The sequence below is a fragment of the Alloalcanivorax sp. C16-1 genome, assembly GCF_046507805.1.
Classification (GTDB): Bacteria; Pseudomonadota; Gammaproteobacteria; order Pseudomonadales; family Alcanivoracaceae; genus Alloalcanivorax.
The window spans coordinates 79,365-96,655 of record NZ_JBKFTK010000008.1; the positions used below are offsets into that span (position 1 = coordinate 79,365).

At 68.0% G+C, this 17,291-nt stretch carries 17 protein-coding genes; 2 read left to right on the forward strand and 15 right to left on the reverse strand.

All coding sequences use genetic code 11. From position 1 onward, the window contains the following. Positions 1 to 44 precede the first annotated feature (44 nt). The 12 genes from ACLD0W_RS17595 to ACLD0W_RS17650 form a co-directional block, all read right to left on the reverse strand. The gene (locus ACLD0W_RS17595) at positions 45 to 392 is read right to left on the reverse strand and encodes a PilZ domain-containing protein (protein WP_204428623.1); all 348 of its coding nucleotides are present in this window, start codon (positions 390 to 392) and stop codon (positions 45 to 47) included. Between the two features lie 83 nt (positions 393 to 475). Next, the gene (locus ACLD0W_RS17600; protein WP_410308753.1) at positions 476 to 1,522 is read right to left on the reverse strand and encodes a DNA polymerase III subunit delta'; all 1,047 of its coding nucleotides are present in this window, start codon (positions 1,520 to 1,522) and stop codon (positions 476 to 478) included. Then, on the reverse strand, positions 1,513 to 2,139 hold the full coding sequence (tmk, locus tag ACLD0W_RS17605; RefSeq protein ID WP_410308754.1) for a dTMP kinase: 627 nt from the start codon (positions 2,137 to 2,139) through the stop codon (positions 1,513 to 1,515). Before tmk ends, ACLD0W_RS17600 begins: the two co-directional genes overlap by 10 nt. Next, complete coding sequence (mltG, locus tag ACLD0W_RS17610) at positions 2,136 to 3,194, reverse strand: endolytic transglycosylase MltG (RefSeq protein ID WP_410308755.1); 1,059 nt, start codon at positions 3,192 to 3,194, stop codon at positions 2,136 to 2,138. The genes tmk and mltG overlap by 4 nt, the downstream gene beginning before the upstream one ends. Continuing rightward, a complete protein-coding gene (gene pabC, locus ACLD0W_RS17615) occupies positions 3,194 to 3,985 on the reverse strand; it encodes an aminodeoxychorismate lyase (RefSeq protein ID WP_410308756.1) in 792 nt (263 codons plus the stop codon). The genes mltG and pabC overlap by 1 nt, the downstream gene beginning before the upstream one ends. After that, a complete protein-coding gene (gene fabF / locus ACLD0W_RS17620) occupies positions 3,982 to 5,220 on the reverse strand; it encodes a beta-ketoacyl-ACP synthase II (protein ID WP_410308757.1) in 1,239 nt (412 codons plus the stop codon). Before fabF ends, pabC begins: the two co-directional genes overlap by 4 nt. A 160-nt stretch (positions 5,221 to 5,380) precedes the next feature. Continuing rightward, positions 5,381 to 5,614 carry an acyl carrier protein gene (gene acpP / locus ACLD0W_RS17625; RefSeq protein WP_008928079.1) on the reverse strand — a complete coding sequence of 78 codons (234 nt, stop codon included), beginning with the start codon at positions 5,612 to 5,614 and terminating at the stop codon, positions 5,381 to 5,383. Between the two features lie 186 nt (positions 5,615 to 5,800). Next, positions 5,801 to 6,535 carry a 3-oxoacyl-ACP reductase FabG gene (gene fabG / locus ACLD0W_RS17630; RefSeq protein WP_410308758.1) on the reverse strand — a complete coding sequence of 245 codons (735 nt, stop codon included), beginning with the start codon at positions 6,533 to 6,535 and terminating at the stop codon, positions 5,801 to 5,803. 20 nt (positions 6,536 to 6,555) lie between these two features. Continuing rightward, entirely contained in the window at positions 6,556 to 7,491 is a 936-nt protein-coding gene (gene fabD, locus ACLD0W_RS17635) for an ACP S-malonyltransferase (RefSeq protein ID WP_410308759.1), read from the reverse strand. A 119-nt stretch (positions 7,492 to 7,610) separates the two neighbouring features. Then, positions 7,611 to 8,630, reverse strand: a complete 1,020-nt coding sequence (gene plsX, locus ACLD0W_RS17640) for a phosphate acyltransferase PlsX (RefSeq protein WP_410308760.1) — start codon at positions 8,628 to 8,630, stop codon at positions 7,611 to 7,613. 142 nt (positions 8,631 to 8,772) lie between these two features. Beyond that, positions 8,773 to 8,967, reverse strand: coding sequence for a 50S ribosomal protein L32 (gene rpmF / locus ACLD0W_RS17645; protein WP_410308761.1), 195 nt, complete (start codon positions 8,965 to 8,967; stop codon positions 8,773 to 8,775). Positions 8,968 to 8,985: 18 nt separating this feature from the next. Beyond that, positions 8,986 to 9,519 carry a YceD family protein gene (locus tag ACLD0W_RS17650; protein ID WP_410308762.1) on the reverse strand — a complete coding sequence of 178 codons (534 nt, stop codon included), beginning with the start codon at positions 9,517 to 9,519 and terminating at the stop codon, positions 8,986 to 8,988. Between the two features lie 150 nt (positions 9,520 to 9,669). Between ACLD0W_RS17650 and ACLD0W_RS17655 the strand changes: the two genes are divergently transcribed. Beyond that, a complete protein-coding gene (locus tag ACLD0W_RS17655) occupies positions 9,670 to 10,263 on the forward strand; it encodes a Maf family protein (RefSeq protein WP_410308763.1) in 594 nt (197 codons plus the stop codon). 33 nt (positions 10,264 to 10,296) lie between these two features. On the opposite strand, the gene sppA is transcribed toward ACLD0W_RS17655, so the two are convergent. From sppA to ACLD0W_RS17670, 3 genes are read right to left on the reverse strand one after another with little or no spacing between them, the layout of a single operon-like run. Continuing rightward, a complete protein-coding gene (sppA, locus tag ACLD0W_RS17660; protein ID WP_410308764.1) occupies positions 10,297 to 11,265 on the reverse strand; it encodes a signal peptide peptidase SppA in 969 nt (322 codons plus the stop codon). Positions 11,266 to 11,267: 2 nt separating this feature from the next. Beyond that, the gene (locus tag ACLD0W_RS17665) at positions 11,268 to 11,951 is read right to left on the reverse strand and encodes an HAD-IA family hydrolase (RefSeq protein ID WP_410308765.1); all 684 of its coding nucleotides are present in this window, start codon (positions 11,949 to 11,951) and stop codon (positions 11,268 to 11,270) included. Further along, positions 11,948 to 12,901 (reverse strand): RluA family pseudouridine synthase, encoded by a 954-nt coding sequence (locus ACLD0W_RS17670; protein WP_410308766.1) that lies wholly within the window; start codon positions 12,899 to 12,901, stop codon positions 11,948 to 11,950. The genes ACLD0W_RS17665 and ACLD0W_RS17670 overlap by 4 nt, the downstream gene beginning before the upstream one ends. Positions 12,902 to 13,550: 649 nt before the next feature. Between ACLD0W_RS17670 and rne the strand changes: the two genes are divergently transcribed. Further along, complete coding sequence (gene rne / locus ACLD0W_RS17675; RefSeq protein WP_410308767.1) at positions 13,551 to 17,111, forward strand: ribonuclease E; 3,561 nt, start codon at positions 13,551 to 13,553, stop codon at positions 17,109 to 17,111. The last annotated feature ends 180 nt before the right edge of the window (positions 17,112 to 17,291 follow it).

Below are 17,291 nucleotides of genomic sequence, written 5' to 3' on the forward strand. Positions count from 1 at the left end.
CGCCGCGGACTTCGAGAAGCGCCCTATTCTACACGCTATGAGGGTTACATGGTGTGGGTGGGCCGGTCGGACTGCAGCGCGCCGGCAAGATGGTTTTCGATGGTGCGGCGGGCGGTGTCGTCCTGGTCGGAGAACTGCACGCCGATGCCGGCGGTGCGGTTGCCCTGGGCACCCTGGGGCGTGATCCAGACCACCTTGCCGGCCACCGGAATCTTGTCCGGTTCGTCCATCACATTGAGCAGCAGGAAGATCTCCTCGCCCAGCTGATAGTCCTTATCGGTGGGTATGAACAGACCGCCGTTGGTGATGAACGGCATATAGGCGGAATACAGTGCGGCCTTGTCCTTGATGCTCAGCGACAGGATGCCGCTGCGGCCTCCGGGCATTTTCATGTGCGTTTCCCCCGTGCGGGCGCTCCGGCACCCTCTTTTCCCAAGCGCTTTTTTTGTACGCGCCGACTCGACGCTCAAGCAGATTAGAAGCCGCTGGCGGAGGCGTCAACGCCCACCAGAATCAGCAACCATTGCTCCATCAGCAATTCCTTGTTGGGGTTGGCGCCGGCCAGCAACTGGCGCCGCCCCTCCATCACCCGCCGGGCGGCGGCCAGCAGCCGGGCCGGCGGCACCTGGGCGGCCAGTTGCCGCAGCAACGGCTCCACCTTGGGGTCGGTGACGGTGGCCGGATCGGCTTCGCCGCCCTCCTCACCCAGCGCCGCCAACACCGCCGCCCGGGCCAGCCAGCCGTACAGCACGCCGGCCATCACCCGGGGGTCCTGGCCGGCCAGCACCTGCCCGGCCTGGGCCGGAGAGGTGCGCCCCCGGGCCACCGCCAGCAGTTGGCCGGCCAGCTGTTCCCGGGCCGCGAACCAGTCCGCCTCCTGCAGCGCCAGGGCCCGCAACGGCGCGCCCTGGGCGGCGGCCAGCAGCGCCGCCGCTTCGCGCTCGCCGGTCTGCGGCGTCAGCCAGGCCAGCGCCGCCTCCCCCGGAGGCAACGGCAGGTGACGCTGCTGGCAGCGGCTGCGAATGGTGGGCAGTAACAGGCTCGGCTGGTCGCTGACCAGAATCAGCACCAGCCCGTCGCCGGGCTCCTCCAGGGTCTTCAGCAGGGCGTTCTGGGCGCTGCGGTTGAGCCCTTCCGCCGGCGCGATCAGCGCCACCCGGGCGCCGCCGTACTGGGCGGTGCGGCCGGCGAATTCCAGCAGTCGGCGCACCTGGTCGATCTTGATGGTGTTGGAGCCCGGCTCCGGGGCCAGGGTCTGGAAGTCCGGGTGGGTGCCGGCCACGCTCAGATGGCAGCCGTCGCACTCCCCGCAGGCCAGACCGGCGGCGGGTCGTTCGCACAGCAGCGCCTGGGCCAGGGCCTGGGCGAGACGGAATTTGCCGATGCCGGCGGCGCCGGCGAACAGCAGCGCATGGGGCAGACGCCCCTGGGCGTGCTGATCCAGCAGCCGCTGCATGGTCTCCCGGTGCCAGGGACAGGGCACCTGGATCGGCGCCCGCTTCGCGGATGAACCTACCGCCACCGCAGCATCTCCTGAAGATGGGTGTCCAGTTCGGCGCGAACCGCGTCCAGGTCCGCGCCGGCGTCGACCAGCCGGAACCGCTCCGGCTCCGCCGCCGCCCGCTCAAGGTAGCATTGCCGCACCCGCTCGAAGAAGGCCAGCGTCTCCCGCTCGATGCGGTCCGGGCTGGAGCGCTTGCCGGCGCGGGCCATGCCCTGGGCCACCGGCACGTCGAACAGCAGCGTGCGGTCCGGGGTCAGGCCGCGCAGCACCAGGGATTCCAGGGCCGCGATGGCGGCCGGGTCGAACCCCCGTCCGGCGCCCTGGTAGGCCCAGGTGGCGTCCATGAAGCGGTCGCACAGCACCCAGTCGCCACGGGCCAGGGCGGGCCGGATCAGCGCTTCCAGGTGCTGGGCGCGGGCGGCGAACACCAGCAGCAGCTCGGTGCCGTCGGCCATGGTTTCCGTGCCCGGGTCCAGCAGCACCGCGCGGATGCGCTCGGCCAGGTCGGTGCCGCCCGGTTCCCGGGTCACGGTCACCGGCACGCCGGCCTCGCGCAATCGCTCCGCCAGCCAGGCTAGATTGGAGCTCTTGCCGGCGCCCTCGCCCCCTTCCAGGGTGATAAAGCGGCCGGTCACCGGGACGGCTCCGGCCGCGAGCGGTAGTCGGCGCGGCGCTGCAGCTGGAATTCCCGCACCGCCCGCTGGTGCTCGGCCAGGGTCTTGGAAAACTTGTGGCTGCCGTCGCCCCGGGCCACGAAGAACAGGTCCTCGGTGGGCGCCGGGCGCACCGCCGCCAGGATCGAGTCGCGGCCGGGCATGGCGATGGGCGTGGGCGGCAGGCCGCTGATCACATAGGTGTTGTAGGGGGTGGCCCGGCGCAGATCGGAGCGGCGGATATTGCCGTCGTAGGCCTCGCCCATGCCGTAGATCACGGTGGGGTCGGTCTGCAGGCGCATGCCCCGCCGCAGGCGATTGATGAACACCCCGGCGATGCGGCCGCGCTCGTCGGGCACCGCGGTTTCCTTTTCGATGATCGAGGCCATGATCAGCGCTTGATAGGGGCTGTCGTAGGGCAAATCCTCGTCCCGGGACAGCCAGGCGTCGTCAAGCAGGCGGCGCTGGCGCTCCAGGGCCCGGCGCAGCAGCTCCAGATCGCTGGTGCCGCGGGTGTAGAAGTAGGTTTCCGGCGCGAACCAGCCCTCCGGGTGGCTGTCCGGCAGGCCCAGGCGGGCCATGATCTGCTCGCCGCTGAGTTCGCCCAGGGTGTGCTCGATGCCGTCCTTGCTGGCCAGCAGCGCCCGCCACTCGCGGAAGTTCCAGCCCTCCACCAGGGTGACGCTGCGTTGCAGCACCTCGCCCCGGTCGATCTTTTCCAGCAGGGTCAGCAGGGAGTCACCGGGGGCCAGCTCGTATTCGCCCACGTGCAGGCGCCCGTCCAGGTCGGTGAAGGCGCTGTACAGGCGCGCGCCCCAGCGGCGCAGGCGCGCTTCGCCGGGCTCGCCCAGCAGGCCCCGGCCACGCAGGTCGGCCAGCATGCCGTTGAAGGACGCCCCCCGCTCCACGGTCACCACCACCGGTTCTTCCATCGGCAGCGGGCGGTGCAGCCAGCTGCTCACCCAGAAACCGGCCAGTGGCACGCCGATCAGGACGAGCAGTACCAGCAGACCGAACACTCGAATTTTTCGGCGCATTATTGAAAGAGGTGATCCAGATCCCGTTGAAATCGTCGTACCGGCTCGGGCACCGGCCAGACCCATTGCGCCAGTTTACGCACCGGCAGCACACCCACAACAGCGTTACTGAGAAAAACCCCGTCGGCGGCGCGCAGATGTGACAGCGGCCGCATACGCACATCGATGCACCAGCCGGCGTCGGCGGCCCGCTCCAGCAGCCAGGCCCGGGCCACCCCGGCCACCCCGGCCCGTTCCAGGGACGGCGTCCACAGCGTATTCCCGAACACCGCGAACAGGTTCATGGCGGTGGCCTCCACCGGCCGCCGCCACTCGTCCAGCATCAGGCCCTCGTCCCAGCCCCGCGCCGCCACTTCCCGGCGCCCCAGCACCTGGGGCAGCCGGTTCAGGTGCTTGCAGCCGGCCAGCGGGTCCAGACCCAGGGGCGTGTCGCAGACCCCCAGCTGCACGCCCTGCTCGCGCTGGGCGGCGGTCCACGGCGGCAGGCCGCCGCGTCGCGCGAACAGGGTGGGCGTGGGGGAATCGGGAGGCAGGTAGCCGCGGCCGCCGGGGCCCCGGGTCAGGGTCAGCTTGAGCACGCCGGGGCCGGCGCCGTCGGTCAGAGCGTCGGCGCGGCACCGTTCCAGAGCCGCGTGGTCCACCGGGATGCCGAGGCGGGCGGCGCCGTCCAGCAGCCGCGCCCGGTGGCGCGGCCACAGCGGCGTGTCGCCGGCGGCGGAGACCCGCAGGGTCTCGAACAGGCCATCGCCATAGGCGAGGCCCCGGTCGTCACTGGCGACCGGGCCGTTCACACCTTGCGGAACAGCAGCGAACCGTTGGTGCCGCCGAACCCGAAGGAGTTGGACAGCGCCATGTCGATGGTCCGCGACTGGGCCTGGTTGGCCACCAGATCCAGGTCGCAGCCTTCGTCCGGGTTGTCCAGGTTGATGGTGGGCGGCGCCACCGAGTCGCGCATGGCCAGCAGGGTGAAGATCGCCTCCACCGCGCCGGCGGCACCGAGCAGGTGGCCGACCATGGATTTGGTGGAACTCATGGCCAGCTTGGGAGCGTGCTCGCCGAAGATCTTCTTGACCGCGTGGATCTCGATCAGATCGCCCACCTTGGTGGAGGTGGCGTGGGCGTTCACGTAGCCCACCTCGGCGGGGTCCACGCCGGCGTCCCGGAAGGCGTTGCCCATGGACAGGGCGGCGCCGGCACCGTCCTCGGAGGGCGCGGTCATGTGGTAGGCGTCGTCGCTCATGCCAAAGCCGATCAGCTCACCGTAGATATTGGCGCCGCGGGCCTTGGCGCGCTCGTACTCTTCCAGCACCAGGGCGCCGGCGCCGTCGGACAGCACGAAACCGTCCCGGTCCCGGTCCCAGGGCCGGCTGGCGGCCTGCGGATCGTCGTTGCGCGTGGACAGCGCCCGGGCGGCGGCGAAACCGCCCATGCCCAGCGGCGTGGAGCCCTTCTCCGCACCGCCGGCGATCATGACATCGGCGGCGCCGAGCTGGATCTGCTGGGCCGCGAAACCGATGTTGTGGGTGCCGGTGGTGCAGGCGGTGACGGTGGCGAAGTTGGGGCCCTTGAGGCCGAACAGAATCGCCAGGTTACCGGCGATCATGTTGATGATGGTGCTCGGCACGAAGAACGGCGACAGCTTGCGCGGGCCGGACTCCAGCAGCTTCTGGTGGTTTTCCTCGATGTTGGTGAGGCCACCGATGCCGGAGCCGATGGCGGCGCCGATGCGCTCGCCGTTTTCCTTGTCCATGTCCAGGCCGGAATCACGGATCGCCTGAATGGCGGCGACCATGCCGTACTGCACGAACAGGTCCATCTTGCGCGCTTCCTTGGGGGACAGGTACTCCTCCAAGGGAAACTCCGGCACCAGGCCGGCGAATTTGGTGGCGAAGGCTTCGGTGTCGAAATGTTCGATCGGGCGGATGCCGCTACGGCCCGCCAGAATGCCTTCCCAGGTACTGTTCACGTCGGCGCCCAACGGCGTCAGCATGCCCAGACCGGTGATTACTACTCGACGTCGTGTCACCTGATTTCCTCCCGACTCGGAAGCGCGCCACGCGGCGGCGCGACTCCCACTGTAACCGCGTCACCGCGCCGTGGGCACGGTAGGACGCTAACCGAAAAAAAACCGCAAGCCCGATGAGCCTGCGGTTTTTTGGCTGTCTGTTCGTCGGCCGCGATCGGTATCAGCTATGCGCCTTGATGTAATCCACGGCAGCTTGAACGGTGCTGATCTTCTCAGCTTCTTCGTCGGGAATTTCCGTCTCGAATTCTTCTTCGAGGGCCATTACCAGCTCAACAGTGTCCAGTGAATCGGCACCCAGGTCTTCGACGAAGGAAGCTTCGGATTTCACGTCTTCCGGCTTGACGCCGAGTTGTTCGACGATGATTTTCTGGACCCGTTCTTCGATGCTGCTCATGATGTTATAACTCTCCTGTTGATGGTGTGCGAGCACCTATGAGCGGCTATTCTAGGGGAACGCCAAACGCGCTTGCAAGCCGCTCTCGATACCCGCCTTCACGGATAGGTTTCCAAATGTTTAAGCTTCGGATGCGGGCACGATAGCGTTTTTTTGCCGCCGTGTCCCGCCGTTCGGCTGTTTTTCTCAGCCGGTGAACATGCCACCGTTGACATGGATCGTGGTACCGGTCACATAACCGCCGCCGTCACTGGCCAGCCAGGCCACCGCGCTGGCCACTTCCGCCGGTGAACCCAGGCGTCCCAGGGGGATGCCGCTGAGCAGCGATTCCCGCTGTGCCTCGGGCAAAGCATCGGTCATATCGGTCTGGATAAAGCCCGGCGCCACCGCGTTGACGGTGATGTTGCGCGAGCCCAGTTCCCGGGCCAGCGCCCGGGTGAAGCCTTCCACCCCGCCCTTGGCGGCGGCGTAGTTGGCCTGGCCGGCGTTACCCATGGTGCCGACCACCGAGCTGATGTTGACCACCCGCCCCCAGCGCGCCTTGGTCATGCCTTTCAGGCAGGCCTTGGACACCCGGTACAGGGAATTCAGATTGGTGTTGATCACGTCGCTCCACTCGTCCGCCTTCATGCGCAGCATGATGTTGTCGCGGGTGATGCCGGCGTTGTTGACCAGCACCAGCGGCGCGCCGTGGGCCTCGTTGATGTGCTTGACGGTATCGGCCACGGAGCCGTCGTCGGCCACGTCCATGACCACGCCGGTACCGCGCTCGCCCAGGTAGTCGGCGATGGTGGCGGCGCCCTTCTCGCTGGTGGCGGTGCCCACCACGAACAGGCCGGCGTCGGCCAGTTGCTCGGCGATGGCGCGGCCGATGCCGCGGGTGGCGCCGGTGACCAGGGCGACCTTACGTTCTTCACTCATGGCTGTGTCCTTGTCCTCAATCAGACCTGATCGCCGCTCAGGGCCGCCTCGAAGGCGGCGCCGTTTTCCAGCGGCTTGGCGGTCAGGGAACGGTCAATGCGCTTGGCCAGGCCACTGAGCACCTTGCCGGGGCCGCATTCATACAGGGTGGTGACGCCATCCGCGGCCAGCGCCTGGACGGTTTCCACCCAGCGCACCGGGGAATACAGCTGGCGGATCAGAGCGTCGCGGATGCGCGCCGGGTCGGTTTCCCGGGCCACGTCCACATTGTTGATCACCGGCAGTTCCGGAGCGTGGAAATTGGTGTTGTTCAGGTAATCGGCGAGCTGCTCCGCCGCCGGCTTCATCAGCGCGCAGTGGGACGGCACGCTCACCGGCAACGGCATGGCGCGCTTGGCGCCGGCGTCCTTGCAGGCGGCCACGGCGCGCTCCACGGCGCTGGCCTGGCCGGCGATCACCACCTGCCCGGGGGCATTGAAGTTGACCGCTTCCACCACGTCGCCGTCGGCGGCGTCGGCGCAGGCCTGGCGTACCTGATCGTCGTCCAGGCCCAGGATCGCCGCCATGCTGCCGGCGCCGTCCGGCACCGCCTGCTGCATCAGCTGGCCCCGGGTGCGCACCAGGCGCACCGCGTCACCGAGATTGAGCACACCGGCACAGGTCAGCGCGGTGTACTCACCCAGGCTGTGACCGGCCAGCAACGCGGGACGCGGGCCGCCGGCCTGCTCCCACAGCTTCCACAGGGCGACGCCGGCGGTGAGCAGCAGGGGCTGGGTGTTCTCGGTGCGGTTGAGCGCCGCCTCGGGCCCCTCCTGGGACAACGCCCAGAGGTCCAGATCCAGCGCCCCGGAGGCTTCCTGGAAGGCCTGGCGCACCGGCGTGCGGTCGGCGAAATCGGCCAGCATATTGAGGCTCTGGGAGCCCTGGCCGGGAAAGACGAATGCGGTTTTCGACATGGGGATCCTCTATCGGTGTTCGCCCGTTTGTTCGTGGCCGGCAGTATGCCCGTCCGGGCCGGGCTTGTCCGTTCCCGGCCTGCAACAAAGTATGAACCGGCGTGCTGCTTAAATCGCTTCTACGCGGTGGAGGCCGGCGCCAGAGCGTCGCGGATCAGCGCCGGCACATTGCGCTCGGCCTCCAGCACCGCCACTTCCAGGGCGCTGGCGAAACCTTCCACGCTGGTGCCGCCGTGGCTTTTTACCACCACGCCATTGAGGCCCACCAGGCTGGCGCCGTTGTAGCGGTCCGGGTCCATGCGCTTTTTCAGGCCGCCGAGCAGCGGCAGCGCGAACAGGCCGCTGAGCTTGCGCAGCCATGAACGGCCGGCTTCCTCGCGGATCATGCCGCCGATCATCTTGGCCACGCCTTCCATGGTTTTCAGCGACACATTGCCGACGAAACCATCGCACACCACCACGTCCACATCGCCCAGGAAGATGCCATTGCCTTCCACGAAGCCCACATAGTTCAGGTCCTCGGTCTGGCTCATCAGGGCGGCGGCTTCCTTGATCTGCTCGTTGCCCTTGATGTCTTCCTCACCGATGTTCAGCAGCGCCACCCTGGGGCTTTTCTGGCCGTCCACGGCACGCACCACCGCCTGCCCCATCATGGCGAACTGCAGCAGATGCTCGGGCTCGGAGTCCACGTTGGCGCCCAGATCGAGCATGTGGCAGTGGCCGGAGGCGGTGGGAATGGCGGTGCAGATGGCGGGGCGGTCCACCCCGGGCAGGGTCTTGAGCACGAAACGGCTCACCGCCATCAGGGCGCCGGTGTTGCCGGCACTGACCGCGGCCTGGGCGCGTCCTTCCTTGACCAGATTGATGGCCACCCGCATGGAGGAGTCTTTTTTCTGGCGCAGGGCCACGGCCACCGGATCGTCCATGGCCACCACCTCGGAGGCCGCCTGCACGCTCAGGCGTGGGTGGGCGTCCAGCTTTTCTTTCTTCAGTTCCGGGGCAAGGGCGCCCGGTTCGCCCACCATGATCACGTGCAGATTGTCATGGCGGGCCAGTATCCGGCCCACGGCGGGCACGGTTACCGGCAGACCGTGGTCGCCACCCATGGCGTCCACGGCCAGGGTCACAACCGCTGGCATGGCAAGTATCCTGACTTGACGAAGCGATGGCCATGATACGGGTGGTCATGGCCCCGAGGGAACCGGGCAACAACAAAACGGGAGCCCTCAGGGCTCCCGTTCCGCTTCGGTCCTGTGACGCCGCCCACGGGCGACGACGGACTTACTCTTCTTCGTCGTCCAGTTCTTCGGTGCGGATCACCTGGCGACCACGGTACATGCCGTCCGGAGAAATGTGGTGACGACGATGCACTTCACCGCTGTTGCTGTCCTCGGTGATGGTCGGTGCGGACAGGGCGTCGTGGGAACGACGCATGCCGCGCTTGGAACGGGACTTGCGATTCTGTTGAACAGCCATTGCTTGCTCCTCGGCCTGTTACTTGCGGCGGCCCTTGAGGCGGGCCAGCACGGCAAACGGATTATCCGGATTGGTTTGCGTATCGTCCGGGCCACCTTCCGATTCCGGTTCGGAACCGGTGGACGCCGGACGCGGGCACTCGTCGTGCAGGGCCACCAGGGGCAGGGCCAGCAGCAGTTCCTCTTCGAGCAACTCCGCCAGACTCAAACGCTCCTCGGTGACCAGCAAGGGGTCCAGGTCCGCCGGCAGCGCCTTGGCCTGATCCTCGCTCCACACCAGCACCAGATCCACATCGGCGACGACGGGGTGGTGCACCGGTTCCAGACAACGCTGGCAAACCAGTATCAGGGTGGCTTCCACACGACCTTGAACGCGCCCACGGCCGTCTTCATCGCGGCCAAAGGCCAGGGAGACCCGGACCGGCTGATCCTGGCTGTCGCGATATTCCCGCAGACGGGGCAGTTCCCCGACACGGGCTTCGCCTTCGATGACGCGTTCCTGATCCGCGAACTTGCGCGGTTCCAGATACGGTGGCAGTTGCCCTGAAAACATAAGCGCGCAATTCTAGGCGCGGCCCCGCCCTCTGTCAAAGCGAAATTGCGGCGGCCGGCGGATTGTTAACTGTTTGAGAAACCGGGTTTTTTCGTGCAGGCGCGTGGCGCCGTCGGTACACTTCGCGGCGATTGACCCGCGGAGCACTCCATGAAAGCACCATCCCGACCCCTGATCCTGGCTTCCTCCTCCCCGTTCCGCCGCGAGGTGCTCGGCAAGCTGGGGCTGGCGTTCGGCCATCACAGCCCGGACATCGACGAAAGCGCCCGGGCCGGCGAGAGCCCCACCGAGCTGGTGCTGCGCCTGGCCCGGGCCAAGGCGGACGCCCTGGCGGCGGCCCACCCGGATGCCCTGATCATCGGCTCCGATCAGGTGGCGGTGATCGACGGCGAGGTGCTCGGCAAGCCCGGCGACCACGCCAACGCCCGGGCCCAGTTGCGGCGCGCCAGCGGCCGGCGGGTCACCTTTCTGACCGGCCTGTGCCTGCTGGACGCCGCCTCCGGCCGCCATCAGAGCGGCTGCGAGCGTTTCCAGGTGCACTTCCGCACCCTCCGCGACGATCAGATCGAGCGCTACATCGAACAGGAACAGCCGTTCAATTGCGCCGGCAGTTTCAAATCGGAGGGCCTCGGCATCGTGCTGTTCAAGGCCCTGGAAGGCCGCGACCCCAACGCCCTGATCGGCCTGCCGCTGATCATGCTCACGGACTTCCTGGCCGCCGAGGGCGTCGCGCTGCCGGCCTGAGACGGCGGATCGCGGCTAAAGCCGCGTCCGGGCCTAGCGAATGTTCGGCGCGGCGGCGTCCAGGCCCAGGGACTTGCCCAGGCCGTCGCCCACCGACACACCGAAGCGTTTGAGCACCTTGTCCAGGGCCGAGCCGCTGACGGTGTAGTTGACCATCTCATCCACGCCCACCACGTCCCGGGCCACCTGCCCCGGGCTCTTGAGGCCGTCCACCAGCCCCAGGGCCTGGGCCCGTTCGCCGGTCCAGAACAGGCCGGAGAACAGCTCCGGGTGGCCGTCCACTTTCAGGCGGTCGCCGCGTCCTTCCTTCACCGCGCCGATAAACTGCTGGTGAATCTCGTCGAGCATGGTCTGCACGTGCTCGCGGTCCTTCTCACGCACCGGCGCGAACGGGTCGAGGATGTCCTTGTTCTCGCCGGCGGTGTAGACGCGACGCTCCACGCCCAACTTTTCGGCGGCCTCCTGCACACCGAAACCGGCCATGATCACACCGATGGAACCGACGATGCTGGCCGGGTCGGCGTAGATCTCATCCGCCGCGGAGGCGATGTAATAGGCCCCGGAGGCGCCCATGTCGGTGATCGCCGCGTACAGCTTCTTGTCCGGGTACTCCGCCCGCAGCCGGCGGATTTCGTTATAGACGAAATTGGCCTGCACCGGCGAGCCGCCGGGACTGTTGATGCGCAGCAGCACCGCCTTGCTGTTGTCCGCCTCGAAGGCGTCGCGCAGGCCGCTGGTGATCAGGTCGGCGCTGGCCGCCGAATCACTCATGATCGCGCCGGTCACGTCCACCACCGCCACGTGCGGCTCGGCCACCGCCAGGGAATCCCCGGGCCGGTTGGCGGCGAACAGATAGAGCATGGCGAACAGATAAATAAAGCCCAGGCTCTTGAAGAAGATCCCCCAGCGGCGGCTTTTACGCTGTTCCGCCTGGGCCTGGCCCAGCAGCTTCTCGATCAGCTTCCACTCTTTGTGGTCCGGTTCCTTATTATAGGGTTCCATCGTCACACTCGTTCCTCGTGGTCAATGTGAGCACCGATGCCGACCAGCGGCAGCAGTTCCGGCAAGGCGTCGATCACCGCCAGGGGCTGGAACGGGCGGAGCCGTTCCACCGGGTGGGCGCCGTAGCTGACGCCGATGCGGTCGACGCCGGCGGCGCGGGCCATTTCCAGGTCGAAGGCGGTGTCGCCCACCACCACGGCCCGCTCCGGACGGACCGCCAATTCCGCCAATAATTCCTCAACCATGGCCGGCGCCGGCTTGGACACGCTCTCGTCCGCGCAGCGGGAGGCATGGAACCAGTGCCCCAGGTCGCTGCCGGTCCACACCCGGTCCAGCCCCTTGCGGCTCTTGCCGGTGGCCACCGCCAGGCGCAGGCCGCCCTCGCGCAGCGCCGCCAGGGTTTCCAGCGCGCCCGGGTACAGCGGGCTGGGCTCCCGCTCGGCGGCCACGAAGTGGCTGGCGTAGCACTCGCGCATGCGCCCCACCCCGTGGTCGTCGATGTCCGGGTACAGGACCCGGATCGCCTCCGGCAGCCCCAGGCCGATGATGCCGCGCACCGCCTCGTCGTCCAGCACCGGCAACGCCAGGTCGGCGCCGGCCCGGTGCATGCACTCGACGATGCGCGCGGTGGAGTCCATCACCGTGCCGTCCCAGTCGAAAATCACCAGATCGTAGCGGCCGCTCATCGTTTGTCCGCCTTCAGGGCCGCGAGAATGGCCTCGAAATCCTCGTCCAGGGGCGCCTCCACCCGCACCCGCTCACCGCTTTCCGGGTGCCGGAACGCCAGGGAGCGGGCGTGCAGACACAGCCGTCGCCGGCCCAGGTCGGCCAGCTTGCGGTCGCCGCGCTCGCTGCCGTACTTGTCGTCGCCGAGCAGCGGAAAGCCGCCGAACTGGGCGTGTACGCGGATCTGATGGGTGCGGCCGGTGCCCAGGGTGGCCTCCACCAGGGCGGTGTCGCCGAAGCGCTCCAGCAGGGTGAAATCGGTGATCGAGGGCTTGCCCTCCCGGGACACCCGCACCACCCGCTCATTGCCCTGCATCAGCTTCAGCAGCGGCGCCTCCATGCGACGCTCGCCGCCCTTGAAGCCCTGGCACAGCAGCCAGTAGCGCTTCTCCACCCCGCCCTGCTGCATCAGCCGCTGCAATTTGCGCAAAAACCCCCGATGGCGGGCCACCATGATGCAGCCGCTGGTATCCCGGTCCAGGCGGTGTACCAGCTCCAGCTGGGTTTCCTTGGGACGGAGCACGCGCAGCGCCTCGATCAGCCCCAGGCTGACGCCGCTGCCGCCGTGCACCGCAAGACCGGCGGGCTTGTTGAAGATCATCAACCGCTCGTCCTCGTACAGCAGCGCCCGGGACAGGCGCTCGGCGAGGCCGTCGCTGACCACCGGCGGCGCCGTCGACTCACTGGTGCGCACCGGCGGGATGCGCACCACGTCGCCGGCGGCCAGCCGCGTGGTCTGCTTGGCGCGCTTCTTGTTCACGCGCACCTCGCCGGCACGGATGATCCGGTAGATACGCGAACGGGGCACGCCCTTGAGATGGACGAACAGGAAATTATCCAGGCGTTGGCCGTCACGGCCTTCATCAATGGTAATGAAAGTGACGCGATCGGCGGCGGGGGTGTCTGACATGCGGCGATTCTAGGCCCTGTGGGCGCGCTCCGCCAGCCTTGCGTGCGGACTCGAAGCGTTCACGGATCAGCAATGTATCTGATTGATCCCATTGCGGTTTCGCTGCTATGATCCGATGTCGGCCAGGGCTGGCCAACGGCGACGCGCAGCGACCATTCGCCGTCGGTAGACCCGAACACCCCGCCAGCCCGCCCGACAAAAGAACCGAACGGACCTCCGGGTCCGGACGCTGCACGACCCCCGGGGCGGCAACACAACTCCCCCCGGCGGTCGACCGACAACCAACACCGGCGGTGGCAGCATCAGGTCGAAGACAAAACGGCCCGCCCCCGTGGCCGCGCACGACGCGCCCGGGGACGGACCGCACTGGTATACAGACACAGGTTCCGGCGCCCGACGCGCCGGACCAACCGCGAAGCCGATACCACTCTATCGCCTCGCGAGCGACGCCAACGGCGCAACTTCAACCAGTCCGGAGCACAGGGAAAGGTCGACAACAGGCAATCAGCACCGTCGTGATCGCGCTAGCGCGCCTCTCCCACGGACGTTCATGCCTGTCAGGCATTTCTTCCGACGCCCGGGCCAGAAGGTCTGATACCGGTATGGATACCGGCCCGCTGCTCGCCGCCACGAACCTTGTGGTAGCACAATGAAACGTATGTTGATCAATGCCACGCACCCCGAAGAGATTCGGGTTGCGCTGGTGGATGGCCAGAGACTCTATGACCTGGACATCGAACACCGCACCCGCGTGCAGAAAAAAGCCAACATCTATAAAGGCAAGATCACCCGCATCGAACCCTCCCTGGAAGCCGCCTTCGTGGACTTCGGCGCCGAGCGCCACGGCTTTTTGCCTCTCAAGGAAATCTCCCGTCAGTATTTCCAGAAGGACCCCAAGGACATCCAGGGTCGCATCAATATCAAAGAGGTGATCAAGGAAGGCCAGGAAGTCATCATCCAGGTGGACAAGGAAGAGCGCGGCAACAAAGGCGCCGCCCTGACCACCTTTATCAGCCTGGCCGGCCGCTATCTGGTGCTGATGCCCAACAACCCGCGCGCCGGCGGCATCTCCCGCCGCATCGAGGGCGAGGAACGCCAGCAGCTCAAGGAAGCCCTGGGCAGCCTGGAGATCCCCGACGAGATGGGCGTGATCGTGCGCACCGCCGGCCTGGGCCGCTCCGCCGAGGAGCTGCAGTGGGACCTCAACTACCTGCTCAAGCTGTGGAGCTCCATCGCCGAGGCGTCCGAGACCCGCAAGGCACCGTTCCTGATCTACCAGGAATCCAACGTCATCATCCGCGCCATCCGCGACTACCTGCGCAAGGACATCGGGGAAGTCCTGATCGACTCCCAGAAGGTCTACAACGAGGCCCAGGCCTTCGTGCAGCAGGTGATGACCGACTTCCAGCACAAGATCAAGCTGTACAGCGACGACACGCCGCTGTTCTCCCGCTACCAGATCGAGTCGCAGATCGAGACCGCCTTCGAGCGTGAAGTGAAGCTGCCCTCCGGCGGCTCCATCGTCATCGATCCCACCGAGGCCCTGGTGTCCATCGACATCAACTCCTCCCGCGCCACCAAGGGCGCGGACATCGAGGAAACCGCCCTGCAGACCAACCTGGAGGCGGCGGACGAGATCGCCCGCCAGCTGCGTCTGCGCGACATCGGCGGTCTGATCGTGGTGGACTTCATCGACATGGGCCCGGCGCGCAACCAGCGCGAGGTGGAAAACCGCATGCGCGAAGCCCTGGAAGCGGACCGCGCGCGCATTCAGCTGGGCCGCATTTCCCGCTTCGGCCTGCTGGAGCTGTCCCGCCAGCGGCTGCGCCCCAGCCTGGGCGAGACGTCCAGCATCGTGTGCCCGCGCTGCGACGGCCTGGGCCACATCCGCGATGTGAAATCCCTGGCTCTGAGCATCCTGCGCCTGATCGAAGAAGAGGTGATGAAGGAGCGCACCGGCGAAATCCAGGCCCAGGTGCCGGTGGCCGTGGGCACCTTCCTGCTCAATGAAAAGCGCCAGGTGCTGCGCGAGATCGAAGCCAACCATAAGGTGCGCGTGCTGGTGATCCCCAACCCGCACCTGGAAACGCCGCACTTCGAGGTGGAGCGGATCCGCGACGACCAGACCAAGGATCTGGTCAGCCATGAGCTGGAACTGGTGGAAGGTCACCAGGACCCGGCCGTTCAGTCCGCCCAGGACACCGAGATCAAGACCCAGGAGCCGGTGGTGAAGCTGGTGGCCCCGGACACCGCGCCGCCGCCGCCCAAGCCGCAGGCCGAGAAACCGGAAGCGGCCAAGCCGGAAGCCACCGCCAAACCCGCCAAGGCGGCCCCGGCGCCGACCGTGCGGCCCACCAACTTCCTGGCCCGCTTCTTCACCTGGCTGGCGGTGCTGTTCAACGGCACTCCGGAAGAACAGGCGGCCCGCGCCAAACGCCGCAACCAGCAGAACGCCAAGCGTCAGAGCGAGCGCGACGACAAGCGTGGCGGCCGTAACGGTCAGCGCGACGACAAACGCCGTGGTGGCCAGAACCGGGCCAAGGGCGGCAACCAGAGAGGCGACAACCGCCAGGACAACCGCAACGGCCAGCGCAACGACAAACGTGGCGACCAGCGTGGCGACCAGCGCGACGACCAGCGCCGCAACGCCAAGGACGACGCCAATGGCGGCACCGGTGGCGAGAATAATGGCGGACGCGGTCGTGGCCGCAACCGCCGTGGCGGCCGCGGTGGCCGTGGTGGCCAGGGCGGCAACGCCAACAGCGACGGCCAGCGCGAGAACGGTCAGCGCGACGGCAACAACCAACGCGATGCCGGCCAGCGTGACGGCGGCCAGCGCGACAACAAGCCCGCCGAGCAAAAGGCGGACAATCGCAACGGCAAGCCGCGCACCCAGGACAAGCCCCAGGAGAAAGCCGAGGACAAAGGCCCGCGCAAGGACGACGGCCCCAAGGCCCAGCGCCGCACCGACTCCCGCGATGAACGGCCGCTGCGCGAACGTCAGCGCCCCGGCAAGCAGGACGCCGCCGCCAGTGCCGACGACAACCGGCCCCGGCCGGAAGCCGGCCAGGCGGACGCCGCCGAGCCCCGCGAGGACACCGCCGGCCAGCCGCCGCGCATGACCTCCGAGGACAACACCCCGGGCCGTGACCAGGAACGGGGCGACAGCCGTCCGCCCAAGGCCAAGCTGGTACCCGCCGATGAAGGCGCGGAAAGCGTTGCGGCGGACCATGCCGCCGAGCGCTCCGAACGCGCCGAGCGTGCTCCCCGTGGCCAGGCGGCCGCCGAGCAAGCCAACGGTGAACAGCGTGCCCGCGAAACCCAGGTGGTGGAAACCGGTGTGCCCGAGGTGAAACCGGAACAGACCGGCACCAACGCCGCCGAGCAGCCGCCGGCGGCCGCTCCGGAAGCGCCGGTCAAGGCGGCCCGGGACGAGGCCCGCGAACCGGCGGACGCCAAACCGGCCGCGCAAGCGCAACCCCAGGCCGGCACCGCCGAGCCCAAGGCTGAGCCGTCCGCTCAACCGAAAGCTGAGCCGAAAGCCGAGCCGAAAGCCGAACAGCACGCCGAGTCCAAAGCGGAGCAGCAGGCCCAGCCCAAAGCGCAGCAGCAAGCCGAGCCGAAGCCGGGGCCCCAAGCCGAGCCGCAGGCCGAGCCGAAAGCAGAGCCCCAAGCCGAGCCGAAGGCCGAAGCCAAGGCGGAGCAGCAAGCCGGGCAGCCGAAAGCGGAGCTCCGGGCTGAGGTGAAGGCCGAAGCCCCGGCTGAGGTGAAGACCGAAGCCCAGGCTGAGCCCGAGGCGCCGGCCACGGACGACAAAGTGGCCGCCACGCCGACCGATGCACCGGCACGCACCGAGGCCGCTCCGGAAGCGGCACCGATGGACGTGACGCCGGCGGACCGCAGCCCGGCACCGGCGCCCTCCCCGGCCGCCGAACCGGTGGCGGACGAAGCGCCGAAACGGGCCGGCAACGACCCGCGTCAGCGCAGCCCGCAGGTGGCACCGGCACGCCCGGCGCCGGCCAAGCCCGCAGAGCCGGCGCCGGCACCGCAGGCACCGGCCGCCGAGGCGGCCCGCCCGTCGTTCCCGAAACCGGCTCCGGCGGAAATCCCCGCCGGCCGCGCCGGCAACGACCCGCGCCAACGCCGCCGCGAGCAACAGGCAGCAGCGCAAACGCCGAACCCGGGTGAAGACGCCAACCACGACGCCTGATCCCACCGGCCCCAAAAAAAACCGCCCTTCGGGGCGGTTTTTTTATGCTTCATCGCGCTATGGCGGGAAATCGATGCGTGAGGCATCTATCCGGGACGCGGATCTGTGTGGGGGCCTTCCGGGAACGCCGCGAGTACCCGCAAGCGGGCCCGGCCACCCATCACAGATGGGCGGCGTTCG

Coding starts and splice junctions, on each gene's coding strand:
- rne (WP_410308767.1), top strand. CDS start 13,551: ATGAAACGTATGTTGATCAATGCCACGCACCCCGAAGAGATTCGGGTT.
- fabD (WP_410308759.1), bottom strand. CDS start 7,491: ATGTCGAAAACCGCATTCGTCTTTCCCGGCCAGGGCTCCCAGAGCCTC.
- ACLD0W_RS17670 (WP_410308766.1), bottom strand. CDS start 12,901: ATGTCAGACACCCCCGCCGCCGATCGCGTCACTTTCATTACCATTGAT.
- ACLD0W_RS17655 (WP_410308763.1), top strand. CDS start 9,670: ATGAAAGCACCATCCCGACCCCTGATCCTGGCTTCCTCCTCCCCGTTC.
- ACLD0W_RS17650 (WP_410308762.1), bottom strand. CDS start 9,519: ATGTTTTCAGGGCAACTGCCACCGTATCTGGAACCGCGCAAGTTCGCG.
- ACLD0W_RS17665 (WP_410308765.1), bottom strand. CDS start 11,951: ATGAGCGGCCGCTACGATCTGGTGATTTTCGACTGGGACGGCACGGTG.
- plsX (WP_410308760.1), bottom strand. CDS start 8,630: ATGCCAGCGGTTGTGACCCTGGCCGTGGACGCCATGGGTGGCGACCAC.
- fabG (WP_410308758.1), bottom strand. CDS start 6,535: ATGAGTGAAGAACGTAAGGTCGCCCTGGTCACCGGCGCCACCCGCGGC.
- acpP (WP_008928079.1), bottom strand. CDS start 5,614: ATGAGCAGCATCGAAGAACGGGTCCAGAAAATCATCGTCGAACAACTC.
- mltG (WP_410308755.1), bottom strand. CDS start 3,194: ATGCGCCGAAAAATTCGAGTGTTCGGTCTGCTGGTACTGCTCGTCCTG.
- ACLD0W_RS17595 (WP_204428623.1), bottom strand. CDS start 392: ATGAAAATGCCCGGAGGCCGCAGCGGCATCCTGTCGCTGAGCATCAAG.
- sppA (WP_410308764.1), bottom strand. CDS start 11,265: ATGGAACCCTATAATAAGGAACCGGACCACAAAGAGTGGAAGCTGATC.
- rpmF (WP_410308761.1), bottom strand. CDS start 8,967: ATGGCTGTTCAACAGAATCGCAAGTCCCGTTCCAAGCGCGGCATGCGT.